Source organism: Marinospirillum sp. (assembly GCF_014859565.1).
Map to the genome: position 1 here is coordinate 1 of NZ_JACUUA010000038.1, position 24,174 is coordinate 24,174.

Sequence of the window (24,174 nt, forward strand, 5' to 3'; positions counted from 1 at the left end):
AGGGTGAAGACTTGCTGTTGCTGGCCGGTGATCCTGATCGGGAAGTGCGTATCACCGTTGCCAGCCGTTTGCCACCCACCCTACTGGGTCGTATGAGGCTGGATGTCGATTATGCCGTGCGCCTGCAAGTGGCTCGCCGCTTGCCACCGGGGCAGCTGATGAAAATGGCTCAAGATGAAGACCTAACCGTACGTAAAGAAGTCGCACGGCGTTTGCCACCCTTTGCGCTACGCCTGATGGCGGAAGACCCAGAGCCAGAGATCCGCCGCACCGTGGCCTCCCGAATGCTGCCGGAAGATGTGTGCATGATGCTGCAAGATAAAGACTGGAGTGTGCGTGCAACCGCTGTATTAAATGCACCACTGGCAGCCTTACCCCCGCTACTGGAAGACCCGGAGCCAGATGTTTGTTTACTGGTCAGAGAAAGGCTGGCTACAAACTTCACAGGCTGAACGCAAGTGGGTTATGGCATTAGGGGGCTGGGCGTTCACCCCGACGGGTGACTTTTGTCTTCCTTCCTTGGATAATGGCAGGTTATTCCTTTTCCCTTTGTTGAACCCGAATTTCAGGTCAGTCTTAATTTCATGAAAGATTTTATCTCGGAACACCTCAGTCTGGTTGTTGAGCAGCTTAAATCACAAAACCTGTTGCCGGAAGATTTCCAGCCGCGCATTCATGTGGATAACACTAAAGACAAGGCGCATGGTGATCTGGCGTGTAATCTGGCGCTGATGGCGGCTAAGGCAGCAGGAAAAAAACCGCGTGAGCTGGCGGATGAGATCGTTAACCTGCTGCTGGCCAACACAGACTTTATGCAGCAGGTCAGCAAAATGGAGATTGCCGGCCCCGGTTTTATCAACTTCTTCTTGTCTCAGGGTGCCCTGACTGCGGTGATCGGGCAGGTGCTGGAGCAAGGCGCGGTTTTTGGTCACAGCAACCAAGGGCAGGGTGAAAAAGTCCAGGTTGAATTTGTTTCTGCCAACCCCACCGGTCCTTTGCACATCGGTCATGGTCGTGGTGCGGCGGTGGGTGATTGCCTCTGCCGTTTGTTGCAAGCCACCGGCTGGGATGTGACCCGCGAATTTTATTACAACGATGCCGGTGCTCAGATCAACAACTTGGCGCTTTCGGTGCAGGCGCGTGCCCGTGGTCTGGGGCCGGAAGATGCCAGCTGGCCGGAAGACGGTTATCGCGGTGATTACATTCAGGAAGTGGCTCGCTCTTACATGGCGGGCGACACAGTGATTGCTGATAACCAGCAGGTCAAGGGTGAAGCTGATCCTGAGAATACTGATGCCATTCGCCGTTTTGCCGTGGCCTTTTTGCGTCGTGAGCAGGATCTGGATTTACAAGCCTTTGGTGTGGCGTTTGATGTGTATTTTCTGGAGTCCTCACTGTATGAAAAAGGCTTGGTTGAAGCGGCAGTGCAGCAGCTGATTAACAACGGCTTCACCTACGAAGAGGGCGGTGCCCTGTGGCTGCGCACCACCGATTTTGGTGATGATAAAGACCGGGTAATGCGCAAAACGGATGGCGGTTACACCTATTTTGTCCCGGATGTGGCCTATCACCTGAACAAATGGCAACGCGGTTTTAAAAAGGTGATCAACGAGCAGGGTGCAGACCACCACTCCACCATCACCCGTGTGCGTGCTGGTTTGCAGGCGCTGAAGGTGGACATCCCCGAAGGCTGGCCGGACTATGTGCTGCACCAGATGGTGACCGTCATGCGTGGCGGTGAAGAGGTGAAAATCTCCAAGCGGGCGGGCAGTTATGTCACCCTGCGGGATCTGATTGATGAAGTGGGCTGTGATGCCACGCGTTATTTTCTGGCGGCACGTGCGCCAAGCTCGCAGCTGACTTTTGACATCGACTTGGCACGTTCACAGACCAATGACAACCCGGTCTATTACATTCAGTATGCTCATGCCCGCCTGTGTAGTGTGGCACGTCAGGCGGAAGACAAAGGTTACAGCTGGTCAGTCGAAACAGCTCAGCCTTGTTTGGATCAGCTGAATACCGATCAGGAACAGGCGGTGTTAAACCTGCTGGCGCGTTTCCCGGAAGTGGTGGAGAAGGCAGCTCGTGAACTTGAGCCGCATCAGATTGCCCAATACCTGCGAGATCTGGCGGCTGCCATGCACTCCTGGTACAACGCCAAGCAGTTTCTGGTGGAAGATGAAGCTGTCCGCACGGCTCGTCTGGCACTGGCTGCTGCAACCCGTCAGGTATTGGTCAACGGTTTGCAACTGCTGGGTGTAACCGCACCAAAATCCATGTAACCCCCTTTGCCTAAGAGGCAGGAGAAACATTATGGCTCGCGACTTTGCCAGCCGTCAGCGTAAACGTAATCAGCCGCAAGGCCAGGAAGCCGCACCGAAAACTCGTGGTGCCGTTCACCGTGCCAGTGAAAAGCCCGCTGAAGCCTCACCGGGGTTGTGGGATCGACTGCCGGGCTGGGGTTGGCTGGCAACCGGGCTGGTGGTGGGTTTTCTGGTGGCACAACTGACACGTCCTTCAGTACCAACACCTCTGGAAGCCAGTGCACCTGTGTCACAACCGGAACGGGCAACAAATGTTGCGCCGCCAAAACAGCCCGTCAAGTCAGCAGAAGCACCCACAACCGCGCAGCCGCGTTTTGATTTTTATACCCTGTTGCCAGAAAGTGAAGTGCTTGCCCCGAAGATTGAGGCTTATCAATCCACCCCTAGAGAAGCCGAAAACCAGCCACGTTTTATGCTGCAGGTGGGTTCTTTCAGAACCACAACAGATGCAGCCCGACTGGAAGAACGTCTTAAAGGGCTGGGTTTTGATCTTATCCGGGTGAATGCAGTGGAAACAGCAGCAGGTGATACCTGGCACCGCGTACAGGTCGGGCCTTATCAGGATCGACGTGTGCTGGCGCGTGCTCAGGATGATCTGGCCAAAGCAGGACTTGAATTCATGCTGCTGCGTTTAAGGGATGAGCCAGAAGCTCAGTCGACAACGCAGCCAGCCAACAGCAATTAAGGAGACCAAATGACCACTATTGTCTGTGTGCGTCGTAATGATGAAGTGGTACTGGGCGGAGATGGCCAGGTATCGCTGGGTAATACCGTGATGAAAGGCAATGCTCGTAAGGTGCGCCGCCTTTATCATGACAAGATTCTTGCCGGTTTTGCCGGAGGTACCGCAGATGCTTTTACCCTGTTTGAACGTTTTGAAGGCCAGTTAGAAAAACACCACGGCCAGCTGGTTCGTGCAGCAGTAGAAATGGCTAAAGACTGGCGTACCGATCGTGCTCTGCGTCGTTTGGAAGCCATGCTGGTGGTGGCCGATGAAACCGCCACCCTCTGCATTAGTGGAACCGGAGATGTAGTGGAACCGGAACACGGTGTGCTGGCGATTGGCTCCGGTGGCAACTACGCACTGGCCGCTGCCCGTGCACTGCTGGAAAACACCGACCTGACGCCCCGTGAAATCGTGGAAAAAAGCTTACAACTGGCGGGTGATATTTGTGTGTTCACCAACCACCAGATGACTATAGAAGGTTTGAAAAAATGAGCAGTATGACCCCCAGAGAAATTGTCAGCGAACTGGATCGTTTTATTGTTGGTCAGGCAGAAGCCAAGCGCTCCGTTGCTATTGCCCTGCGCAACCGCTGGCGCAGAATGCAACTTGATCCTGATCTGCGCAGCGAAGTCACCCCCAAAAATATTCTGATGATTGGTCCGACCGGTGTGGGTAAAACTGAAATTGCCCGTCGTCTGGCAAAACTGGCCAGAGCACCCTTTATTAAGGTGGAAGCCACCAAGTTTACCGAAGTGGGTTATGTGGGGCGAGATGTAGAAACCATCATCCGTGACCTGATGGAATTCGCAGTAAAAATGCTGCGTGAAGAAGCCATGAAAAAGAACCAGCATCGTGCTGAAGATGCTGCTGAAGAACGGATTCTGGATGCGCTGCTGCCTCCGGCGCGTGATCAACACGGCCAGGTTCAGGAAGTTGGTGAGTCTTCCACCCGCCAACTGTTTCGCAAGAAACTGCGTGAAGGCCAGCTGGATGATAAAGAAATCGAGATCGAAGTGGCCGGACCACAAATCGGTGTCGAAATCATGAGCCCACCGGGCATGGAAGAAATGACCCAGCAGCTGCAGAGCATGTTTTCCAATCTGGGGCAGGAAAAACGCCGCACCCGTAAATTAAAAATTCGTGATGCCCAGCGTCTGATCCGTGATGAAGAAGCTGCCCGGCTGGTGAACGAAGACGAACTCAAGCGTGAAGCGTTGGATCTGGTTGAACAGAACGGCATTGTGTTTCTGGATGAACTGGACAAGGTCTGCAAACGCGGTGAAAACGTGGGTGGTGGTGATGTCTCGCGGGAAGGGGTACAGCGTGATCTGCTGCCTTTGATCGAAGGCAGCACGGTGACCACCAAATACGGCATGGTCAAAACGGATCATATCCTGTTTATTGCCTCCGGTGCGTTTCATCTGGCCAAACCTTCGGATCTGATTCCTGAATTGCAGGGTCGTCTGCCGATTCGTGTAGAACTCAAGGCGCTAACGCCAGAAGATTTCCGCCGCATTCTGACTGAACCGGATGCTTCACTGACCCGTCAGGCCATTGCACTGATGGCAACCGAAGGTGTGGAGCTGAGTTTCACCGATGATGGCATCAACCGTATGGCACAGATCGCTTATGATGTGAATGAAAATACCGACAACATTGGTGCCCGTCGTTTACATACCGTGATTGAGCGCCTGCTGGAAGAAGCCAGTTTTGATGCGGATCGCCTGGGCGGCAAGCTGGTGGTGGACGCAGCCTATGTTGAACAACAACTGGGTGAGCTGGTCAAGGATCAGGACTTGTCACGTTACATCCTTTAAATCTCAAGCTATTAAACCTGCCGGAGCTGGATCAAGATGAGCAGTGCACCACAACCGACCAAAATCAACTACAGCAAAAGCCGTCACTGTCTGGAGTTGAGTTATGCGGATGGGCAACAACTGGAACTGTCAGCAGAGTTGCTGCGTGTCTTGTCGCCCTCGGCAGAAGTGCAAGGGCATGGCAATCCCAAGCTTCAGTTTGGTAAAAAAGATGTCCGTATCTGGAAGATAGAACCCGTCGGGCGTTATGCATTAAAACTTGGTTTTGATGACGGCCACGATTCGGGACTCTTCACCTGGGATTATTTTTGGCATCTGGGCAGCAACAAGGATCGCCTCTGGCAGGACTACCTGGATCAACTGGCTGCTGCCGGTGAAAGCCGCGAGCCTAGGCTCATTCCACTGGTTATCGACGCAGGAAAATCCTCATGAATCAGGAAAAAGACAACACCACCCATTTTGGGTATCAACAGGTGCCGGTGGATGAAAAGGTCAAGCGTGTGGCTGGGGTCTTTGACTCGGTGGCCGCCAAATATGACCTGATGAATGACATGATGTCGATGGGTGTTCATCGCGTCTGGAAAAAATTCACCATCGAGCTGTCCGGTGTTCGCAAGGGTCACAAGGTGTTGGATATTGCCGGTGGTACGGGTGACCTGACCATGCAGTTTTCTCGTCTGGTGGGTGAAGAAGGTCAGGTGATTCTGGCCGACATCAACGCCTCCATGCTCAAGGTTGGGCGTGATCGGCTGCTGGATCGGGGTTACGGCGGTAATATCCGTTTTGTACAGGCCAATGCAGAATGCCTGCCGTTCCCGGATAATCATTTTGATGTGGTCACCATTGCCTTTGGTCTGCGTAATGTTACCGATAAAGACAAAGCGCTGCGTGATATGACCCGTATCCTCAAGCCCGGTGGCCGCCTGCTGGTCCTGGAGTTTTCCAAACCCACCAATCCGCTGATGTCCAAAGCCTACGACCTTTACTCTTTCACCGCGTTGCCATTTATGGGCAAGTTGTTTGCTGGTGACAGTGACTCTTATCGTTATCTGGCCGAGTCCATCCGTATGCACCCGGATCAGGACACCCTGAAAGGCATGATGGAAACAGCAGGTCTTAGTGAAGTGGAATACCACAACATGACCTCCGGGGTGGTTGCACTTCACCGTGGTATCAAGCTGTAAACAACTCAGGGAAACCAACACACCATGCAATTACCACTAAGTGCACTGACAGCACTGGAAACTCTGGTGAACCCACTGCTGCGCAAGGCAGTTGCACAGGGTGGTGCCACTGCGATTACCTGGCAAAAACTACAGGATACTTGTGTGGAAATCCGTGTACAGCCCTGGGGTGCTCGCCTGCTGCTGCATGTCACCGCGGATGGTCTGTATTTTTATCGTCAGGGTGAAGATACCCCGGATGCCTGGATGGAGGCCACACCTCAGGCTTATATCAAAATGGCCACTCGCCCGGATGCGGCTTCAGTGATGTTCAGTCCAGAGGTCAAAGTGGGGGGTGATACCCATAAACTGGAGTTGTTACAACAGCTGTTGTCCGGGCTGGGGCTGGATGCAGTAGAGCTGATCAGCCGGGTGACTGGGCCTTTACCCCTGGCCGGACTACAGGCTGGCTTTAGTCAGCTAACAGGTTTTATGCAGCGTTTTGGTGGGTCGGCCATGCAGGATGCCCGTGAATATCTGGATGAAGAAAGTGGACTGTTACCCGGACAAAACAGCCTGCACCTGCTGGAAGATGCTCTCGAAGAGCTGCGACTGGATGTGGATCGACTGGAAGCACGTATCCGTCTGCAAGAGCAGATGGTAAAAAAAGCAGGAGAAGACTAGGTGGGACAACTTTATCGTGCTTTTCGTATTGCCTGGATTGTCATACGTTATCGCCTGGATACCCTGATCCCACTGGATCGCCTGCCTTTTTATCTGGTGCTGGCGTTACGTCTGAACCCCATGCGTTTATTTCCAATGGGTGAACATAGCCGTGGTGAGCGGTTGCGTCTGGCTTTGGAAGAACTGGGGCCGATTTTTGTCAAATTTGGTCAGATGTTGTCCACCCGTCGAGATCTGTTGCCATTTGATGTGGCGGATGAATTAAAAAAACTTCAGGATCAGGTGCCGCCTTTTCCTGCTGCACAGGCAAAAAGTACCATCGAAAAAGCCCTGCGTATGCCGGTGGAAGAAGCCTTTGCCGAATTTGGCAGTGAAGCCCTGGCTTCTGCCTCTGTGGCACAGGTGCATACCGCACAATTACATACCGGTGAACAGGTGGTGGTTAAAGTCATTCGTCCTGGTATCGAAAAAGTCATCCTCAACGATGTGCAGTTGATGTACATGCTGGCGCGTCTGGTGTTGAGACTGGTACCGGATGCCCGTCGCCTGCACCCGGTTGAAGTGGTGTCTGATTATGAAATTAGTCTAATGGATGAGCTGGATTTACAAAAAGAAGCCGCCAGTACCTCTCAGCTCAAGCGTAACTTTCTTAACTCTCCGCTTTTGTATGTGCCTGCCATTCACTGGTCGTTTACCCGTAAAAACCTGATGGTGCAGGAGCGCATCTACGGTGTGCCGGTAGCGGAAGTGGACACCCTGAAGCAGCATAAAGTGAATATGAAAAAGCTGGCGGAACGGGGTGTGGAGATTTTTTTCACCCAGGTGTTTCGTGATAATTTTTTTCATGCTGACATGCATCCCGGCAATATTTTTGTCGATACCACCCACCCCGAGAATCCACGTTACATAGCCATCGACTGTGGCATCGTTGGATCATTAAGTGTGGAGGATCAAAACTATCTGGCGCGTAACCTGCTGGCCTTTTTTAAGCAGGATTATTACGAAGTGGCGCGTCTGCACATCGAATCCGGCTGGGTGGGTGAGGGCACTCGTGCGAATGAATTTGCAGCTGCCATCCGTGCCGTGTGTGAACCTATTTTTGAAAAACCCCTGAAAGACATTTCCTTCGGGCAGGTGTTGCTGGGGCTTTTCCAGACCGCTCGGCGTTTTAATATGGAAGTACAACCCCAGTTGGTGCTGCTGCAGAAAACACTGCTCAACATCGAAGGGTTAGGGCGGCAGCTTTATCCGGATCTGGATCTGTGGACAACCGCCAAACCCTTTTTAGAAAACTGGATGAAGCAACGTGTTGGACCGCGCGGCATCTGGATGAAAGCCAAAGAAAAATTGCCGGACTGGCTGGAACAGATTCCCGAGTTGCCACAACTGGCACACGAAGGTCTGACCCAGTTCCGCAACTGGCAGCAGGGCCATCATGAACAGAGTGTGGTTTTACGTGAAATCCGTAATGAATTAGGCCGCAACCGCCGCAGACAAGGGCAACTGGTACTTGGTGTGCTGCTGCTGTTGCTGGCGCTTTTTTCCGGTGTGGGTGAGCAGTTAATGCCAGTGTTACAGGGTGAATGGCAGCCTTGGGTGCTGGGGCTGACTGGCCTGTTGGTGCTGCTGCGACGTTAGGTGGCTGGTGAGCTGTGGTGCTTTCCGTTATTCTTGACCACCTTTTTTAATCTAGCAGAAGGTTAGGGTTCAGATGAATGATATTCTTCAGCAACTGGTGCAGACTCTGGAAGCACGTAAACAGGCCGATCCAGAAAAGTCTTATGTGGCGCAGTTGCATCACAAGGGCTTGAACAAAATCCTTGAGAAGCTGGGTGAAGAAGCCACCGAAACCCTGCTGGCTGCCAAGGACGCTGCCCTTTCAGGGCAAACGAATGAGGTGATTGCGGAAACAGCCGATCTCTGGTTTCATTCATTGGTGATGTTGTCGCATCTGAATATCAGCCATGAAGCTGTACTCAATGAACTGGCACGCAGAATGGGGCTCTCCGGCCTGGAAGAAAAAGCCAGCCGTGGCAAAAAAACTAATAAACTAACCACAACAAACTGAACAACAGCAGGAGATCAACATGGGCTTTGGTGGCATCAGCATCTGGCAACTACTTATTGTACTGGGCATCATCATTCTGATTTTCGGAACCAAAAAACTGCGTTCACTGGGTGGTGATCTGGGCGGCGCTGTTAAAGGCTTCAAGTCTGCCATGAAAGATGGCGAAAAAGAGGCTGAGGTGGAAGATCTGAAAAAAGATGCCCAAAACCTGAACAAAACCGAAGCAGACAAGGCTCCGATTGATGTCAAGGCAACTCGCACTGACCAGGAGCAGGAGCGCAAGTAAGCGCCCTAAATTATGTTTGATATCGGCTTTTTTGAACTGATGGTGATTGCCATTGTTGGCCTACTGGTACTAGGTCCCGAACGGCTGCCGCAAGCGGTTAGAACACTGGGGCTTTATATCGGTCGGATCCGCAAGGCGGTTTCCGGTATTCAACAGGAAGTCAACGAACAGCTGCAGTTGGAAGAAATGCGCCAGCGCCTGGCTGAGCATGAGCAAAAGGTACGATCCGGGCTGCTGGATGCAGAAAAAAAGCTAGAAAAGGACATGCAAATCGAAGCTGAAAAGGAAAAGGCGACTGCTGATACAGTCAAGCCCGAGGATAAATCTTCATGAGCCACCCAGAGCAACAACCTGAGCCGAATACCAGCGAGTCCACTACCAGTGAACCGGTTGCATCCGCAGGTCATGCACCACTGGTTGAGCACCTGATCGAATTACGTGATCGGGTGCTGCGTATTGTTGTGTCCGTACTGGTGGTGTTTCTGGGGCTGTTCTACTTTGCCAACGATATTTATCTGTTCATCTCTGAGCCGCTGCGTTCTATTCTGCCGGAAGGAACCCAGATGATTGCCACAGAAGTGGCATCACCCTTTCTGACCCCTTTTAAACTGACTCTGTTTACCGCTTTTGTTGCCAGTGTCCCCTACATTCTTTACCAGATCTGGAGTTTTATTGCTCCTGGTTTGTATGAGCATGAAAAGAAACTGGCATTTCCATTGCTGGGTTCCAGTATTGTGTTGTTTTATGCTGGTATGGCTTTTGCTTATTACGCAGTATTCCCCTTGTTGTTTGCCTTTTTTACCACTGCGGCACCCGAAGGGGTTGCGGTGATGACAGACATCAATGCCTACCTGAGTTTTGTGCTGAAATTATTTTTCGCTTTTGGTGTGGCGTTTGAAATACCAGTGGCAACCGTATTGCTGGTTTTGGCCGGGGTCACTTCAGTAGAGAAACTGGCGGCAAAAAGGCTTTATGTTATTCTGGGTTGTTTTGTAATCGCAATGTTACTAACTCCGCCAGATGTTTTTTCACAAACCCTGCTGGCAGTGCCTATGTGGTTATTGTTTGAGGTGGGAGTATTGATTTCTCGCTTTATTCCGCAAAGAAAAGCGGAAGAATAAAACATTTAATTACAATCAATAACAATAACCCTTCCTTTTATTTCTATTTATTTTTTTGTATCAATTGGTAATGGATTGGTAATTGATATACATTGGCTGCATAGGAACCTTAGGTCTGTATATGGAGCGCCAAATGGTAGAAAGCAGCAGGGTTTTATTCGAGGATGATGAGCACCAGTATGTCTGGTTCGGCTGGGAAGATCCAGACAGCGAAGAAAACCTGGTGCAGTCCAACCAGGTGCTGATTATCAACAGGGATCAGGGGTATCTGCTTGATCCGGGCGGTGCATTCATTTTTTCTGAAGTTGCTGCAGAGGTCAGTAAATACCTTCCTCTGAATCAGATACGTTATCTGCTGGCTACCCACCAGGATCCGGATGTCCTGTCTTCAGTTATCTTGTGGCTCAAAGCAACCAATGCCCGTCTGCTGGTATCCCGTCTGTGGGTGCGTCTTGTTTCCCACTTCGGTTTTAGTGACAACAGCCGTCTGGTTGCCATAGAAGATAAGGGTAAAATGATCAAACTGCCTGCCGGTGGTGAAATCATTATGCTGCCAGCTCACTTTTTACACAGTGAAGGCAACTTCTGCTTTTATGATAGCCGCTCAAAAATTCTTTTTTCCGGTGATATTGGTGCTGCAGTATTCCCACGAGGCGAGCGCTACCTGATGGTGGAGGACTGGGAAAAACACATGACCTACATCGAAGGCTTCCATAGACGTTATATGAGTAATAACGCTGCGCTGCGTAAATGGATTTCCATGATTCGCCAGTACCCCGTGGAGATGATTGTCCCGCAACATGGTGCCATTATTGGTAAAAAGCATATTCCGGTATTCTTGGACTGGCTTGAAAATTTGCAATGTGGCACAGATTTGCTGGATGAGTTCTACGGTTTTTGAGCTGGCTCAGTTTCAGGGAGCGTATTTGTCCTAGAGTAGGCAATACCATAAATATAGATTGACATCCTCCCCGCACTAAAAGTACGGGGCTTGTCGCGCATTTTGGTCAACGAGCGTGTTAAAAATCAGGCCAGCTCAAGCACCTTGTCCACCAGTTTAAAAATACCATCCCGTGCTTCAGTGATGCGGGTTGCCAGCATATAAGCCGGTGTGGAAACCACCTTATGGGTGTTATCCACCACAATGTCATCCACGTCACAGGTTTTGTGCAGGCTGCCCATACTGATCATCGCGCCTTCAACTCCGGCATCCTTGCCTACCGTACAGAGGATCCCCGGAGCAATAAGACGTGCAGCAATGGCAGGAGCAATACACATCAACCCGATGGGTTTTCTGGCTTGATAAAATGCTTGTACAAACTGGCGAATACTCGGCTCAACACTGCACTCAGCACCTTCTTCGGCAAAGCTGGAAAAATTCTTTGCTACACCAAAACCGCCCGGCAGGATCACAGCGTCATAATCATCCGGTTGGGCTTGATCCAGTGGCAGTATCTCACCTCGTGCCAGGCGAGCCGCTTCCTGTAGCACATTGCGAGCATGAGCACCTCCGGCCTTACTCTCACTGACTTCTTCACCCTTGCAGTGATCGATGACATGACGTTGTGGCAGATCCGGTGCAATACACTGGTATTCCACGTTTTTTTCATCCAGTCGCAGCAGGGTCAACACCGTTTCATAAATCTCGGCTCCGTCATATACCCCGCAACCGGACAGTAATACAGCAACTTTCTTTTTCATGGCTGTTTTCCTTTTCGTTTTAAAAATTGTTTGAAAAATTCTCAGTGATTATCCTGTGACCTTAGTCACTCGTTACTGTTCAGGCAAGCGTATCCGCTTCAAACCGCTGACGGTACTGATATACTGAGTCACATATTCATCATTTTTTCATTTCGCTGTGTAATGCTGATTCACTCAGTATCACCGCCGGGATTCAAGAGGATCAAAGCGTGCAAATCACTCCCCGCCAATTTCCAGCCACCCGTATGCGTCGTATGCGAGCAGATGATTTCTCCCGTCGTCTGTTGAAAGAAACCCAGTTAACGGTTAACGACCTGCTGGTGCCCTTGTTTGTGCAAGAAGGTGAACAGCTGCGTGAGCCTGTACCCTCAATGCCGGGTGTTGAACGTCTGAGTCTGGATCTGCTGATCCAGGAGGCTCGTGAGCTGGTTACGCTGGGAATCCCCGGTATTGCCTTGTTTCCGGTGGTGGGCCAGGCAGGTAAGAGTGATCTGGCTGAAGAGGCTTATAACCCCAATGGGCTGGTACAGCGTAGTATTCGTGCTCTGAAGGATGCCATACCGGAGCTGGGTATCATTACGGACATTGCACTGGATCCTTATACCTCTCATGGGCAGGACGGTATTATTGATGAACAGGGTTATGTAATGAATGATCGAACGGTGGAAACCCTGGTCAAACAGGCGCTGTCTCATGCTGAAGCAGGAGCAGATGTGCTGGCGCCTTCCGACATGATGGACGGGCGTATTGGTGCCATCCGTCAGGTGCTGGAACAGGAGCAGCTGGTGAACACCCGCATTTTGTCTTATGCCGCTAAATATGCATCAGCCTATTACGGACCTTTCCGAGATGCAGTAGGTTCAACAGCCAATCTGGGTAAAGCCAACAAGTCCAGTTATCAGATGGATCCGGCCAATAGTGATGAAGCCTTGCACGAAGTGGCACTGGATCTGGCAGAAGGCGCAGATATGGTGATGGTGAAGCCCGGCATGCCTTATCTTGATATCGTGCAGCGGGTAAAAACCCAGTTTGGAGTGCCCACACTGGTGTATCAGGTCAGTGGTGAATATGCCATGCACATGGCGGCCATCGAAAAAGGCTGGCTGACTGAAGCGGCGATGCTGGAAGCTTTGGTGTGCATCAAACGGGCAGGCTGTGATGGCATTCTTACTTATTTCGGCAAACGCGCGGCACAGTTGCTGAATCAATAAAAATACAAGGAATTTGTTTATGAGTGATAACAAAAATCTCTCAGTGGAAGAACCGCCATTAGAGCAGGAGGCCGCAGCGACAGATGATGCTACCAAGAGCGGACAGAATCAGGCGCCTCGTGCCACCCTGCGTATCAACCAGGGAAAAAGTGGTGTGCGCCGCCGCAAACCGGATGACAGCGTGGATCTGGATGCCCCGGATTTGTATTTCAACCGTGAGCTGTCACACCTGCAGTTTAATATCCGTGTACTGGAACAGTCGCTGGATGCCAGTCATCCACTGTTGAACCGCATGTTGTTTCTGTTGATTTTTTCCAACAACATGGATGAGTTTTTTGAGATCCGTGTTGCCGGTCTGCGCCGTCAGGTGGCTTTTGATCGGGAAAAATCCGGTGTGGATGGTATGCGTCCCACTGAGGTGCTGAAAGAAATCTCACGCATCAGCCATGAGCAGGTGGAGCGCCAGTACAAAATTCTGAATGAAGTGCTGATCCCCGCGCTGGAAGAAAGACAAATCCATTTTATCCGCCGTGATCAGTGGACCGCTCAACAAACCGCTTGGGTGGAAGACTTTTTTAACAACGAAATTCTGCCGGTGATCAGTCCTATTGGTCTGGATCCATCACACCCTTTCCCGCGTCTGGTGAATAAAAGCCTTAACTTTATTGTATCGCTGGAAGGCAAGGATGCCTTCGGGCGGGAAGGGGGCATGGCGATTCTGCCGGCACCTCGATCTCTTTCGCGCCTGATTCGTTTCCCGGATGAGTTGTGTGAAGGTGGGGATAACTTTGTGTTCCTGTCCTCGATGATTCATGCCCATGCCGAGCTGTTGTTCCCCGGCATGAAGGTCAAGGGTTGTTACCAGTTCCGCATTACCCGTAACGCCGATTTAACTGTGGACTCCGAGGATGTATCCGATCTGGCCAGCGCTCTGCGTGGTGAGCTGTTATCCCGTCGTTATGGTGATGCAGTACGGCTGGAAGTGGCCGATAACTGCCCGGATGAGCTGGTCACCTTTTTGCTGAAGCAGTTTAATCTGACCGAAGAAGAGTTATACCGCGTGAATGGTCCGGTGAACCTGAACCGCATGATGGCGGTGATGGGGCAGGTCAAACGCCCGGATCTGGAATATGCACCGTTTACTCCTGGCCTACCAAAACTGCTGCGCAAAGACGAAGGCTCCATTTTTAACGCCATACGTCAGGGTGATATTCTGCTGCATCACCCCTATGAAAGTTTTTCACCAGTTGAGGATCTGCTAAGAGAGGCAGCCAGTGATCCTGACGTGGTTGCCATCAAACAGACCCTGTATCGCACCGGACCGGACTCCAATATAGTGAGTGCACTGGTGGAAGCAGCGCGTAACGGCAAAGAAGTCACCGTGGTGATTGAGCTGCGTGCCCGCTTTGATGAAGCCGATAACCTGACACTCGCCAGCCGTTTGCAAGAGGCCGGTGCCATAGTGATTTATGGGGTGGTGGCTTACAAAACCCACGCCAAGATGATGCACCTGCTGCGCCGCGAGAATGGTCGTTTACGCCATTATGCCCATCTGGGCACGGGTAACTACCACGCTAAAACAGCCCGACTTTACACTGATTATGGTTTGCTGACTGCCAATCAGGAACTCTGTGAAGACGTACACAAGGTGTTTTTACAGCTGTGTGGTATGGGGCAGGTATTAAACATGCACAAGCTGCTGCATGCGCCCTTTACGCTGCACAAACGCCTGGTGGAGATGATTGAACGGGAAGCCGAATATGCCACGGCAGGCAAAAAAGCGCGTATAGTCATCAAGACCAACTCAATTACTGAACCCAAACTGATCAAGGCCATGTACAAAGCCAGTCAGGCCGGTGTCAGTATTGATCTGATAGTACGTGGCACCTGCTGTCTTAAACCGGGGATTCCAGAGGTATCGGAAAATATCCGTGTGCGCTCAATTATCGGGCGGTTTCTGGAACACACCAGGGTGTTCAGCTTTTACAACGATGGCAAGGAAGAAGTGTATTGTGCCAGTGCCGACTTTATGGAACGTAACATGTTCCATCGGGTTGAGACCTGCTTCCCGCTGCTGGAACCCAGACTGGCGAACCGGGTACGCAAGGATCTGGAAACCTTTCTGCTGGATAACTGCCAGAGCTGGGAGTTGCAAAGTGATGGTTCCTACCTGCTGAACTCACCTGCCGAAGGCAAGGATGAGGTCAGCGTGCAGGAAACCATGCTGGCAGCTTATGCTGAAAAGGTTAGTTGATCACCGACCCTTTTTTAATCCCTGCGCTTCTAAAACATCAGGCCACGTCTATAGTGGCCTGAGCTGTTTGCAGTATGTTAGGCTTTGACATCTGGTCTAATACAATTATTTCATATATTAAAATTCTGAGGTTATTTATGTCGGACAAGATCAACTCACCGCAGCGGGCAGGTTTTTGCTGGATCAAACCCGAGCAGTGGCAGCGGTTACTGGAAGTGGCTGAAGATCGTGATCGACTTGAATCCAGCTGGGAAGAATGGGAAGCAAAAAGTCTGGAAATGATTGAGGTGTTTGCCACCCGTGATATTCAGATTGAAAAGGTGCCCGTGGATGTGGAAGCGCTGCTGGCCTGGTGTCAGCAGCGCGAAAAACCAGTGAATGCCTCTACCCGTGCGGAGTATGTCACCGCCCTGATGATGGAGCAGAAAAAAGTACTGACTGGTGAGTTCACCCGTCACTGAGTCATTTTATGCCTCAGCTTTTTTGTCACTCAGCTCTTTCAGCCACTGGGGATCGAAGTTCTGCAGATCGGTATCCAGCCCCAGTGTCTGCATCTGCTGTTCGGTGGCGATTTTCTCCACCCGCAACTCCAGTATGCCGGTGTCATTACCTTCCAGCCGGTGCATTTGTTCCAACGCCAGATGGTAAAAACGTAAAACTTGTAATGCGCGGGGATGCCCAGACTCAGCCAGGGGACGAACCCGGTGCATGATGTTGGTGATCCGCATCAGGTTGCGTTTCAGGTGCCAGGCATACAGGGCTTCGGCCATAAAAGGCTGGTTGCCCAGATAAAAGCGCACCAGTAAAACCGTTGTAACGGCACCCAAGCCCACACCCAGCAGGTTAAGCCGGAAATTATTGCCGCCCGGTGCACCCCAGATCAGTACCAGTGCAGAAGACAGGCTCATTGCCAAGGCAGCAAAAACCACAATAACAATTAAACTGCTCTTGCGTGTACGCTGGCGATAGGTTTCCGGATCCAGGTTTTTGAAGGCGAACATGTTGATCCTTTCAGGGTAAGACGGGTTCGGGTTGAGAAGCCGCCATTTTAACCTGCAGCGCCAGTTCGTGCAGGCTTTCAGCGGTGTTTTCCCAATCCATGCAAGGGTCTGTCATTGACTGGCCGTACACTCCGGATTCTGCGGTCAGGGCTTGCTGGCCAGCTACCAGGAAACTTTCCAGCATCACACCCAGCAAAGGACTGCCTTGTTGCAGCTGTTGCCCCAGGTTCTTGAGTACTTCTCGCTGCCGAATCGCCACCTTGCCACAATTGGCATGGCTGGCATCCACCATCACTCTGGGATTAAGACCGGCGGTTTGTAATGCCTTGCTGGCTTTAAGCAAATCTTCACGCTGGTAGTTGGGGCCATCATGCCCGCCACGCAGTACCAGATGACCATAAGGATTACCCGGTGCCTGACACATCATCAGTTGTCCGGCGGCATTAATACGGGTAATCGGCTGGGGTTGTGAAGCGGCACGAATGGCATGGACAGCAACATCAACACTGCCATCAGTACCATTTTTGAAACCCAGTGCGCCAGGCAGATGGCTGGCCATTTCACGGTGAGTCTGAGATTCAGTGGTGCGAGCACCCAGAGCATACCAGCTGACCAGATCATCAAAGTAGGGTGCCAGATGAGGATTTAATGCTTCCGTAGCAACGGGTAAACCCAGCGCGGCCACATCCCGCATCAACTGGCGACTGACCGCCAGACCTTCATTCAGGCGGCTGCTGCCGTCCCGATCCGGATCATTCACCAGCCCTTTCCAGCCCAGGCAGGTGCGGGGTTTTTCGATATACACCCGCATCACCAGCAACAGGCTGTCTGCCACCTGCTGCTGCAGAGTTGCCAGCTTGCGGGCATAGTCCAGTGTGGATTCGCGATCATGGACTGAGCAAGGCCCAACCACTACCAGTAAGCGGGAATCCTGACCCAGCACCAGCTGTTGAATGGTATGGCGTTGCTGATTGATCTGCTGTTGCAGATGAGTGCTCAGCGGCAGTCGTTGTCGCAGTTGTGCAGGTGTATCCAGTCGCTGTTCAGTTTGTTGCATCATGCTGTTCATGGTTACTTTTCCTCATAAAAAAACCCCGGTGGAGACTACACCGAGGTTTTTTTATGCCTGGGCAGCCTCATGGCGCCCGAAAGTCAGATTTCAGACGCAAACAGATCTGCTAAACCAATAGCCATAAAAAAAGCCAGCCGCAGAAGCGGTGGATTTCAGCTGGGTATTGGAGTTCAGGGACATAATTGCGCCTTCAAGAATGAATTAACTAACGGCAAGTCAAACACAGGGCAGGGTGTTATGCAAGTTTTTCTGACGGGCGTTCTGCCATGCCTTGTACCGGATATAAGGTGTAAAGGTGAAAAAACTCTTCGCGGGAGAAGGTGCTGATCAGGTTTTTGCTGTAGGCAATTTTGCGGTTACGTTGCAGATCAAACCCTTTATAACCCAGTAGCTGCAGGCAATGGGGGCAAACACTGCGGCTGGCTTCCTTGCCGGATGCAGGCAGGTGGCCGGTACGGCGGGTGCTGATCCAGACGGCCTGGCTGGAGTCCCAGCCAGCAGTGACTAAACACTGAGCCAGATGATAATCAGCAGCGTCCTCCAGATACACCACCAGCCGGGTATTTTTTAATCCCCAGGTCAGATCGGCAAAACGCCGGATTTTAAACAAGGGTAAACGCTTGCCCTGCTGATCCAGCTCGGATCTTTCACGTCCGGTGAGGTGTTTTGCCGCATTAAACAACTCAAAGTGACCGGCTTTACGTGCGCCCATAGTCAGGCGCAGATGTTGAAAGGGTTCAAACTCAGCAAAGTCCGGTAGTTTCATGCTTTCACCTTCATGCTTCCACCTTCATTGTCCTGCCTGCAAGGGGCGGCGGTGACTTTCCAGTAGGGTGCGAATGCGCGAGTCGGCATCGGTGCGAACACGAAACTCCACCCGGCGTGATAGTTCAGGATTCTCACTGCCATCAGCATTTAAAATCGGGTGGGAAGACGATAAACCGTTGGCTGTGAGGTTGCGTTTTAACCAGGCTTGTTCATGGCTGACTTGATCCAGACTAATCACGTACTCCAAACTGGAGCGGGTGCGCTCCTGTGACAGGCGCATGTTGTTGATATAAGCTTCATTGGCATTACGGGCATTGGTCCAATCGCTGGAGGTATGGCCTTCGATACGAACCTCTTCAATGTCTTCGCGGTAGCGTTCAGAGGTGATGACACGAACATAGCGAGGAAAAAAATCAGCCATGATTGCCTCAAAAGCAGGGCGTAACCGCGCCGACCCCAGCTCGAATAACACACCGCTGTCCTGAAAGGTAATCACCAGATCCGGCGTTAACTGAGCACCCCAGCGTGGCAAGTCAGTTTCAAACTCATTCATCAAATCCTTGTAGAGGGCTTCACGCAGATCCAGATAAACCTCAGCCACTTCCCGCATCCGTTCACTTTCCTTCTGCACGATCACCATAAACACCACGGCAACCAGCAGAAACACCATCATCAGACCAGCCATCAGGTCACTGACAGAAATCCAGTGGGCGCCTTCTTCACCGGCGAGGGTTTCTTCTTCCTGATTCTGCATCATGGGGTTCAGGCTCCGCTGTTTTTGCCGGTTTTATCCAGCTGCTCAGCAACGCGCACCAGCTCACGCAGCTTATCGGTCAGCGGGGTGTAGTCACTGACAAACTTCTCCGATAAGGCCGCCAGCTGGCTACCGAAGGTTTGCAGTGAGTGAGTGAGTTCATGCTCCAGTGCCGCATCCATCCGCACCAGCTGCTGTTCGGTACGATCCAGCGTGCGATCCGTATGTTTCTGCTGGCGTGCCAGTTGTTCATCCAGCCGTAAACCCAGCACTTCGTTCAGGGTTTCCACGCTGTCGGCCACCCGCTTGGCGGAGTTTTCCATCAGGCGCTGCATCTGCAGATGCTGGCGCTCCAGCTGACCGGCCAAGCCATCGGTCAGGGTATGAATCCGTTCTTCCAGTTTGGGTAAACCGCCACCGGCCTTGTTGACCAGATTGGCGAGGGAATCCAGATACTTGCCCAGCGATTCTGATTGCTGCTGCAAACCACCCATCACACTGCCAAGGGTTTCTGCCACCTCGTTAAATGCTTGGGTGTGTTCCACCATGGTTTTGTAAGCTTCGGTGGCTTTATCCAGCACCTGACCATTGGCGCGTTGTTCATTCAGCAAGGATTCCAGCTCTTCTTTATAGTTATCCTGCCACTGCAACATTTGCCCTACGGCCTGATTCAGCTGCTGGAAGTTTTCACCGTACTGGGTGCCAATCTGCTGATTAAAATCAGCCAGCAGGTGTTCCAGTGCGGATACCAGCGCTTTGGAATTGGCATCAGCCATTTTCTGCTGATAATCACCGATGCCCTCAGAAAACTTCTTCAGGCTGGCTTCCAGGCGTTGTTCATTGGTTTTAAGGTATTCATCCATACGAGTCAGGCCGGAATTTTTCAGCAGCAGACGAATATCACCCAGCAGGGTTGCCAGATCATCCATGGTGGCGCCGGTGACCTGCACACTGCCATCCATGCCGCGTACATGATTGAGCACATGGCGCATTTTAATGGTCATGGCACCCAAAAGACCGGCAATGGATGACCAGAAGGCAGTTTTTAAACCTTCTATCAACTGCGGCACACTGCCTTCCACATCGGCCGCATCAAAATCCATCAAACCCAGCGCAATACCCAGAAAAGTACCAAAAATACCCACACTGGTGAGGATGGATGGAGCTGCATTCACAGTACGCAGGGAATAAACAGAGCCATGAAAGTAGGCGGTCATACCTGCAATCAGCAAGATAAAAAACAGAGTCAGTGGTGAGAAGGCTGTCAGCAGATGCATGGGGTTATCGATGCTCCGGTAAAATGACCTTGAAGTTTACCTTTTTGCAGGGATGATCCGCTACAATGTGCCGGTCGATTTCGCTACAGGATAACATTTGTGAATAAAGCCAAGGTTTTTGCTTACAGCCAGTATTTGTTGCCGCAACACCTGTTATCCCGCTTGGTCGGGAAACTGGCCGATTGCCGTATCGGCTGGATTAAAAACACCCTGATTCAAAACTTTGCCAAGCGTTACCAAGTGAATATGAGTGAAGCCAGGGTGGAAGATTTAACCGCCTTCGCCAGTTTTAATGATTTTTTCACCCGTGAGCTGAAACCGGATGCACGGGAAATTACGGCTGACCCCTTGCAGCTGGCTTGTCCGGCGGACGGTGCCATCAGTGAACTGGGTTCATTACAACACGGGCAACTGCTGCAGGCCAAAGGCATCAACTACAGTCTAACCCGTTTGCTGGGTGGTGATGTGGAGCGTGCCAAACCCTTTATGGGGGGCAGTTTTGTCACCATCTACCTGTCGCCAAAAGATTACCATCGGGTGCATATGCCACTGGACGGTCGCCTGCTGGAAACAATTTATGTACCGGGTGATCTGTTCTCGGTGAATCAGGCCACTGCCGATCACATCCCCAGCCTATTTGCTCGTAATGAACGCCTGGTGGCTTTTTTTGAAACACCAGCAGGGCCGATGGCATTAATACTGGTCGGTGCCATGATTGTGGCCGGTATCGAAACCCTCTGGGATGGACAGGTGGCACCGCCTGTGCGTCAGGTGAAAATTCGTGACTTCAGTGATCCACAGCCGGTGGTGCTGGAAAAAGGCGAAGAAATGGGGCGCTTTAAACTGGGTTCCACCGCCATTCTGGTGTTTGGTCCAGAGGCCGTGCAGTGGCGTGAAGACCTGCAAAACGGCACCCCGGTACGCTTGGGTGAAGCAATCGCTACCCTTAAAATCGGAACATAATGGCACCAAACATGCCACTGATCTGATCCCGATCTACCAAAGGGCTGTCGGTGGCAGACTCTGGTAACCAGCGGGTGCGGGCGGCTAGCATCAGTGATGTGCGGGGTGTGACTGAATACATGCCAGTGAGCCCCAGGCTGGGTTGCCAGCCTGCATCAGCAGAATAAGCGCTGCGCCAAGTGCGAGATTCACTCTGGGTCACACCGTAGTAATAATCCAGTAGATCAGCACTCATCCAGCTCAGGCTGGCAGAAGGTGTAATAGCCAGTTTTCTGTTGATCATCCAGCGATAACCATAACTGGCACTGACTTCCTGCCCTTCGTGTTTACCCAGCAAATCGGTGACCGCTTTTAATGTCACCTGATGAAACCCCTGACGTGCAACAAAACCGACACCACCATCCAGCGACCAGCCTCGTTTATCCATACCCTGCAGGTATACCGAGTCACTGGCGTGATAACCTTCCAGTCGTCCACTGGCCAGTAGTGCAACTCGGTAGTTGCGCTGGCGATCACCGGCTCTCCAGAGGTAATAGCCGGCCTCAATACCACGAAAATATCCCTTTTCACCTTCGTAGGCTATAAAAGCCGGGATAGTGTTGGGGTTGGAGTCCACACCCCTGTATGGGCTTTGTCCCTGAGAAAAACCGATACCGGCGCTTACTCCTACATTGGCAAAAGCCATTGTCTGACCCAGAGTAAGAGTCAGTAGCAGAACAATCATTCCTGCCTGATAACGCATGATTAACCTCATATAACTGCTGAGAGAATGAAAAAAGGTTTATAGATCAGCTAGAATGCAGCATAAAGATGCAGTCGGAAAGGCACAATGCAAAAACTGATAAAAAAGCTGGTGCTCTGGTGGTGGCGGCTGCTGGCTCTGGTTGCCCTGGGTCTGTTGGTATTGCTAGCAACTAATGCCTGGTTTGTAGCCAAAACAGCTGATCGTGCCATGCACCCGGATCAGGGCTGTAGTGATGCTTATGAAGTGGCGCTGGTATTTGGTACCAGCCAGTACCTGCGTTCTGGCCGATCTAATCCCCACTATTATGGCCGTATCAATCTGGCTGCTCAACTCTACCACAAGGGCAAAGTACAACACCTGCTGCTGTCCGGCGACAATCGTACCCAGTATTACAACGAGCCGGGGCGAATGCAGCAAGATTTACTTGAAAGAGGTGTGCCGGAAGAAGCCATGACATTGGATCATGCCGGTTTTAGCACCTTTGACAGCCTTAAACGCAGCCGGAATGTGTTTGAACTCAACCGCCTGTTGCTGATCACCCAGGATTATCACTTGCCCAGAGCCTTGTTTATTGCGGATAGTTTACAGCTGGATACCCAGGGGTGTGCGGCGCGCGGGCCGGAATGGAGTGGTATGAGAAGGTTGTGGGTGCGAGAGGTGGCTGCTCGTTTGCGCACTCTGGGGGATTTGTACATCTGGCATCGGGAGCCCCGCATCCTGGGTGATCCCGAACCCATCTCGCTGTAAATTGCTTGATGGGTTGCAGGCAAAATCAGGCTTTAGTAATCAAGGCCTGTTTATGTTGTTTGAGATCAGCAAATTCCTGCTCATAAAAGAAGGATTCTTCACCCAGTGCCGGTTGCAGATGATTCAGCCAGGTGGCTTCTTCATCATACTTTGCAAAAAACGGGCGCTGCACCCAGTCGGCCTTGCGACCCTGGATAAAACGCAACACAAACACCTTCTCACCCTTGATTTCCGTAATACCCTGAATTTCCACCTTGCCGGGATCAGCTGACATGGATGGCCCACGAGCCGTGCGGCACAAACCTGGCACTTGCTGCATGGCTTCACGGTAAATCTCCCAGGCACGTACCAGTGGTACCTCAAAATAATGTCGTGCACCGGTATCCCGTTCCACAAACATATAATAAGGAATCATGCCCTGCTGCACCTGCATCTTCCACATTTTTGCCCACTGATCCGCGTCATCATTAATATGCTTCAGCAGTGGTGCCTGAGTACGGATTTCTGCACCGGTTGCACGAATACGACGCACCGCCTCGCGGCAAACATCAGTATCCATCTCTTGCCAGTGATTAAAATGTGCCATAAAAGCAATGTGTTTACCGGCAGCAATCAGCTCTCGGAACAGCTGCAGGACTTCATGAGCATCATCATCGGTGACAAAACGATAGGGCCAGAAGCTCAGACTCTTGGAGCCAATGCGGATATTCTGCACATGCGCCAGTTCCGGCTTCATTAACCCTTCAAGATACATGCGCAGGTGTTTGGCCTTCATCACCATTGGATCACCGCCGGTCAACAGCAGGTCGGTGACTTCTTGATGTTCAGCCAGATAAGCGTGTAAAGATTCCGCCTCGCTGGATGAAAAACGCAGTTCCTTGTCACCCACAAACTGCGCCCAGCGGAAACAGAAGGTGCAATAACTGTGGCATACCTGCCCCTGGCTGGGGAAAAACAGCACTGTTTCCTGATACTTGTGCTGCATGCCCGGCAACGGCTGGCCATTCAGCATGGGCAGATTCATATCCATCTGCCCGGCAGGGTGGGGATTCAGCTCAGCACGAATGCGATCCACGGCTTCTTTTAACTCTGCAGCAGCAGCTTCACGTTTCAGCAGCTCAGCCACTTCTTCAAAGTGTTCCGGTTTTAACATACCGCGCTGCGGAAAAGTCAGCTGAAAAACCGGATCATTTGGTACAGCAGACCAGTCAATCAGCTCATCAATCACATAATCATTCACACGAAATGGCAGCACCTGGCTGACCACCTGCATATCAAAACGCAGATCCTCAGGCAGCTGCTGCAGTGCCTGGATTTTATCGAGCTGGCGCTGGGTGTACACCTTGAAAGGGCGAGCCTCAATGGCCGGAGTGTCAAGCGTCACACGCTGGTTCATGGTCGTCTCCTCTGTAAACAGTGGTTATAATTATTTATTATTGTGACTGCTCCCCGCCCTAAGCGCTAAAGCGCCACGGGCGAGGCTTCCAACTT

The 24,174-nt window shown here is 51.6% G+C and carries 26 protein-coding genes and 1 pseudogene; 19 read left to right on the forward strand and 8 right to left on the reverse strand.

Annotated features, from left to right (window positions below; translation table 11 throughout):
* The 14 genes and pseudogenes from IBX50_RS07230 to IBX50_RS07295 all read left to right on the forward strand — a co-directional run.
* Positions 1 to 452: pseudogene (locus IBX50_RS07230) on the forward strand ((Fe-S) protein); the annotation flags it as partial.
* A 132-nt stretch (positions 453 to 584) separates the two neighbouring features.
* Positions 585 to 2,282 carry an arginine--tRNA ligase gene (argS, locus tag IBX50_RS07235; RefSeq protein ID WP_292254599.1) on the forward strand — a complete coding sequence of 566 codons (1,698 nt, stop codon included), beginning with the start codon at positions 585 to 587 and terminating at the stop codon, positions 2,280 to 2,282.
* Positions 2,283 to 2,313: 31 nt separating this feature from the next.
* The gene (locus IBX50_RS07240; protein WP_292254600.1) at positions 2,314 to 3,009 is read left to right on the forward strand and encodes an SPOR domain-containing protein; all 696 of its coding nucleotides are present in this window, start codon (positions 2,314 to 2,316) and stop codon (positions 3,007 to 3,009) included.
* Positions 3,010 to 3,018: 9 nt separating this feature from the next.
* The gene (hslV, locus tag IBX50_RS07245; RefSeq protein ID WP_292254602.1) at positions 3,019 to 3,543 is read left to right on the forward strand and encodes an ATP-dependent protease subunit HslV; all 525 of its coding nucleotides are present in this window, start codon (positions 3,019 to 3,021) and stop codon (positions 3,541 to 3,543) included.
* On the forward strand, positions 3,540 to 4,868 hold the full coding sequence (hslU, locus tag IBX50_RS07250) for an ATP-dependent protease ATPase subunit HslU (protein WP_292254603.1): 1,329 nt from the start codon (positions 3,540 to 3,542) through the stop codon (positions 4,866 to 4,868). The genes hslV and hslU overlap by 4 nt, the downstream gene beginning before the upstream one ends.
* A 36-nt stretch (positions 4,869 to 4,904) precedes the next feature.
* Complete coding sequence (locus IBX50_RS07255) at positions 4,905 to 5,300, forward strand: DUF971 domain-containing protein (protein WP_292254604.1); 396 nt, start codon at positions 4,905 to 4,907, stop codon at positions 5,298 to 5,300.
* Positions 5,297 to 6,052: a bifunctional demethylmenaquinone methyltransferase/2-methoxy-6-polyprenyl-1,4-benzoquinol methylase UbiE gene (gene ubiE / locus IBX50_RS07260; RefSeq protein WP_292254605.1), complete on the forward strand. Its 756-nt coding sequence runs from the start codon at positions 5,297 to 5,299 to the stop codon at positions 6,050 to 6,052. Before IBX50_RS07255 ends, ubiE begins: the two co-directional genes overlap by 4 nt.
* Positions 6,053 to 6,076: 24 nt before the next feature.
* Positions 6,077 to 6,715, forward strand: coding sequence for an SCP2 sterol-binding domain-containing protein (locus IBX50_RS07265; RefSeq protein WP_292254607.1), 639 nt, complete (start codon positions 6,077 to 6,079; stop codon positions 6,713 to 6,715).
* Positions 6,716 to 8,353 carry a ubiquinone biosynthesis regulatory protein kinase UbiB gene (gene ubiB, locus IBX50_RS07270; RefSeq protein WP_292254608.1) on the forward strand — a complete coding sequence of 546 codons (1,638 nt, stop codon included), beginning with the start codon at positions 6,716 to 6,718 and terminating at the stop codon, positions 8,351 to 8,353.
* A gap of 73 nt (positions 8,354 to 8,426) precedes the next feature.
* A complete protein-coding gene (locus IBX50_RS07275) occupies positions 8,427 to 8,783 on the forward strand; it encodes a phosphoribosyl-ATP diphosphatase (RefSeq protein WP_292254609.1) in 357 nt (118 codons plus the stop codon).
* Positions 8,784 to 8,802: 19 nt separating this feature from the next.
* Positions 8,803 to 9,069 (forward strand): Sec-independent protein translocase subunit TatA, encoded by a 267-nt coding sequence (gene tatA, locus IBX50_RS07280; RefSeq protein ID WP_292254610.1) that lies wholly within the window; start codon positions 8,803 to 8,805, stop codon positions 9,067 to 9,069.
* A gap of 12 nt (positions 9,070 to 9,081) precedes the next feature.
* Positions 9,082 to 9,402 carry a Sec-independent protein translocase protein TatB gene (tatB, locus tag IBX50_RS07285; RefSeq protein WP_292254611.1) on the forward strand — a complete coding sequence of 107 codons (321 nt, stop codon included), beginning with the start codon at positions 9,082 to 9,084 and terminating at the stop codon, positions 9,400 to 9,402.
* The gene (gene tatC, locus IBX50_RS07290; protein ID WP_292254612.1) at positions 9,399 to 10,190 is read left to right on the forward strand and encodes a twin-arginine translocase subunit TatC; all 792 of its coding nucleotides are present in this window, start codon (positions 9,399 to 9,401) and stop codon (positions 10,188 to 10,190) included. Before tatB ends, tatC begins: the two co-directional genes overlap by 4 nt.
* Before the next feature lie 133 nt (positions 10,191 to 10,323).
* Entirely contained in the window at positions 10,324 to 11,091 is a 768-nt protein-coding gene (locus tag IBX50_RS07295) for an MBL fold metallo-hydrolase (RefSeq protein WP_292254614.1), read from the forward strand.
* Between the two features lie 125 nt (positions 11,092 to 11,216).
* Here the strand turns inward: IBX50_RS07295 and elbB are convergent, their stop codons facing one another.
* The gene (gene elbB / locus IBX50_RS07300; protein WP_292254616.1) at positions 11,217 to 11,891 is read right to left on the reverse strand and encodes an isoprenoid biosynthesis glyoxalase ElbB; all 675 of its coding nucleotides are present in this window, start codon (positions 11,889 to 11,891) and stop codon (positions 11,217 to 11,219) included.
* 215 nt (positions 11,892 to 12,106) lie between these two features.
* Here elbB and hemB point away from each other — a divergent pair, with 215 nt between their 5' ends.
* The 3 genes from hemB to IBX50_RS07315 all read left to right on the forward strand — a co-directional run bounded on the left by hemB (position 12,107) and on the right by IBX50_RS07315 (position 15,817).
* Positions 12,107 to 13,102, forward strand: coding sequence for a porphobilinogen synthase (gene hemB, locus IBX50_RS07305; protein ID WP_292254631.1), 996 nt, complete (start codon positions 12,107 to 12,109; stop codon positions 13,100 to 13,102).
* 19 nt (positions 13,103 to 13,121) lie between these two features.
* Positions 13,122 to 15,356: a polyphosphate kinase 1 gene (gene ppk1 / locus IBX50_RS07310; protein WP_292254617.1), complete on the forward strand. Its 2,235-nt coding sequence runs from the start codon at positions 13,122 to 13,124 to the stop codon at positions 15,354 to 15,356.
* A gap of 137 nt (positions 15,357 to 15,493) precedes the next feature.
* Positions 15,494 to 15,817 carry a hypothetical protein gene (locus tag IBX50_RS07315; protein ID WP_292254618.1) on the forward strand — a complete coding sequence of 108 codons (324 nt, stop codon included), beginning with the start codon at positions 15,494 to 15,496 and terminating at the stop codon, positions 15,815 to 15,817.
* 6 nt (positions 15,818 to 15,823) lie between these two features.
* Here the strand turns inward: IBX50_RS07315 and IBX50_RS07320 are convergent, their stop codons facing one another.
* The 5 genes from IBX50_RS07320 to IBX50_RS07340 all read right to left on the reverse strand — a co-directional run bounded on the left by IBX50_RS07320 (position 15,824) and on the right by IBX50_RS07340 (position 20,228).
* On the reverse strand, positions 15,824 to 16,357 hold the full coding sequence (locus IBX50_RS07320; protein WP_292254620.1) for a DUF3087 family protein: 534 nt from the start codon (positions 16,355 to 16,357) through the stop codon (positions 15,824 to 15,826).
* 10 nt (positions 16,358 to 16,367) lie between these two features.
* A complete protein-coding gene (locus tag IBX50_RS07325; RefSeq protein WP_292254621.1) occupies positions 16,368 to 17,426 on the reverse strand; it encodes a 3-deoxy-7-phosphoheptulonate synthase in 1,059 nt (352 codons plus the stop codon).
* A 238-nt stretch (positions 17,427 to 17,664) separates the two neighbouring features.
* A complete protein-coding gene (locus tag IBX50_RS07330) occupies positions 17,665 to 18,195 on the reverse strand; it encodes a hypothetical protein (RefSeq protein ID WP_292254622.1) in 531 nt (176 codons plus the stop codon).
* Positions 18,196 to 18,219: 24 nt separating this feature from the next.
* Positions 18,220 to 18,954 (reverse strand): OmpA family protein, encoded by a 735-nt coding sequence (locus IBX50_RS07335; protein ID WP_292254623.1) that lies wholly within the window; start codon positions 18,952 to 18,954, stop codon positions 18,220 to 18,222.
* Positions 18,955 to 18,959: 5 nt separating this feature from the next.
* Entirely contained in the window at positions 18,960 to 20,228 is a 1,269-nt protein-coding gene (locus IBX50_RS07340; RefSeq protein WP_292254625.1) for a hypothetical protein, read from the reverse strand.
* Positions 20,229 to 20,327: 99 nt separating this feature from the next.
* Here IBX50_RS07340 and asd point away from each other — a divergent pair, with 99 nt between their 5' ends.
* Positions 20,328 to 21,191 (forward strand): archaetidylserine decarboxylase, encoded by an 864-nt coding sequence (gene asd, locus IBX50_RS07345; protein ID WP_292254627.1) that lies wholly within the window; start codon positions 20,328 to 20,330, stop codon positions 21,189 to 21,191.
* Here asd and IBX50_RS07350 read toward each other — a convergent pair.
* Positions 21,175 to 21,945: a MipA/OmpV family protein gene (locus tag IBX50_RS07350; protein WP_292254628.1), complete on the reverse strand. Its 771-nt coding sequence runs from the start codon at positions 21,943 to 21,945 to the stop codon at positions 21,175 to 21,177. The genes asd and IBX50_RS07350 overlap by 17 nt on opposite strands.
* Before the next feature lie 75 nt (positions 21,946 to 22,020).
* Here IBX50_RS07350 and IBX50_RS07355 point away from each other — a divergent pair, with 75 nt between their 5' ends.
* Complete coding sequence (locus tag IBX50_RS07355; RefSeq protein WP_292254629.1) at positions 22,021 to 22,683, forward strand: ElyC/SanA/YdcF family protein; 663 nt, start codon at positions 22,021 to 22,023, stop codon at positions 22,681 to 22,683.
* Positions 22,684 to 22,708: 25 nt separating this feature from the next.
* Here IBX50_RS07355 and IBX50_RS07360 read toward each other — a convergent pair whose 3' ends face one another.
* Positions 22,709 to 24,079 (reverse strand): lysine 2,3-aminomutase, encoded by a 1,371-nt coding sequence (locus IBX50_RS07360; protein WP_292254630.1) that lies wholly within the window; start codon positions 24,077 to 24,079, stop codon positions 22,709 to 22,711.
* Positions 24,080 to 24,174: the final 95 nt, after the last annotated feature.

Bases quoted from the DNA above. Each gene is read 5' to 3' on its own strand.
- IBX50_RS07295 (WP_292254614.1), top strand. From the start codon at position 10,324: ATGGTAGAAAGCAGCAGGGTTTTATTCGAGGATGATGAGCACCAGTAT.
- IBX50_RS07355 (WP_292254629.1), top strand. From the start codon at position 22,021: ATGCAAAAACTGATAAAAAAGCTGGTGCTCTGGTGGTGGCGGCTGCTG.
- IBX50_RS07340 (WP_292254625.1), bottom strand. From the start codon at position 20,228: ATGCATCTGCTGACAGCCTTCTCACCACTGACTCTGTTTTTTATCTTG.
- IBX50_RS07330 (WP_292254622.1), bottom strand. From the start codon at position 18,195: ATGAAACTACCGGACTTTGCTGAGTTTGAACCCTTTCAACATCTGCGC.
- IBX50_RS07275 (WP_292254609.1), top strand. From the start codon at position 8,427: ATGAATGATATTCTTCAGCAACTGGTGCAGACTCTGGAAGCACGTAAA.
- IBX50_RS07315 (WP_292254618.1), top strand. From the start codon at position 15,494: ATGTCGGACAAGATCAACTCACCGCAGCGGGCAGGTTTTTGCTGGATC.
- IBX50_RS07255 (WP_292254604.1), top strand. From the start codon at position 4,905: ATGAGCAGTGCACCACAACCGACCAAAATCAACTACAGCAAAAGCCGT.
- IBX50_RS07360 (WP_292254630.1), bottom strand. From the start codon at position 24,079: ATGAACCAGCGTGTGACGCTTGACACTCCGGCCATTGAGGCTCGCCCT.
- hslU (WP_292254603.1), top strand. From the start codon at position 3,540: ATGAGCAGTATGACCCCCAGAGAAATTGTCAGCGAACTGGATCGTTTT.
- tatC (WP_292254612.1), top strand. From the start codon at position 9,399: ATGAGCCACCCAGAGCAACAACCTGAGCCGAATACCAGCGAGTCCACT.
- tatB (WP_292254611.1), top strand. From the start codon at position 9,082: ATGTTTGATATCGGCTTTTTTGAACTGATGGTGATTGCCATTGTTGGC.
- ppk1 (WP_292254617.1), top strand. From the start codon at position 13,122: ATGAGTGATAACAAAAATCTCTCAGTGGAAGAACCGCCATTAGAGCAG.
- IBX50_RS07320 (WP_292254620.1), bottom strand. From the start codon at position 16,357: ATGTTCGCCTTCAAAAACCTGGATCCGGAAACCTATCGCCAGCGTACA.
- IBX50_RS07350 (WP_292254628.1), bottom strand. From the start codon at position 21,945: ATGAGGTTAATCATGCGTTATCAGGCAGGAATGATTGTTCTGCTACTG.
- argS (WP_292254599.1), top strand. From the start codon at position 585: ATGAAAGATTTTATCTCGGAACACCTCAGTCTGGTTGTTGAGCAGCTT.
- elbB (WP_292254616.1), bottom strand. From the start codon at position 11,891: ATGAAAAAGAAAGTTGCTGTATTACTGTCCGGTTGCGGGGTATATGAC.
- ubiE (WP_292254605.1), top strand. From the start codon at position 5,297: ATGAATCAGGAAAAAGACAACACCACCCATTTTGGGTATCAACAGGTG.
- IBX50_RS07335 (WP_292254623.1), bottom strand. From the start codon at position 18,954: ATGATGCAGAATCAGGAAGAAGAAACCCTCGCCGGTGAAGAAGGCGCC.
- hslV (WP_292254602.1), top strand. From the start codon at position 3,019: ATGACCACTATTGTCTGTGTGCGTCGTAATGATGAAGTGGTACTGGGC.
- IBX50_RS07240 (WP_292254600.1), top strand. From the start codon at position 2,314: ATGGCTCGCGACTTTGCCAGCCGTCAGCGTAAACGTAATCAGCCGCAA.
- IBX50_RS07325 (WP_292254621.1), bottom strand. From the start codon at position 17,426: ATGAACAGCATGATGCAACAAACTGAACAGCGACTGGATACACCTGCA.
- tatA (WP_292254610.1), top strand. From the start codon at position 8,803: ATGGGCTTTGGTGGCATCAGCATCTGGCAACTACTTATTGTACTGGGC.
- IBX50_RS07265 (WP_292254607.1), top strand. From the start codon at position 6,077: ATGCAATTACCACTAAGTGCACTGACAGCACTGGAAACTCTGGTGAAC.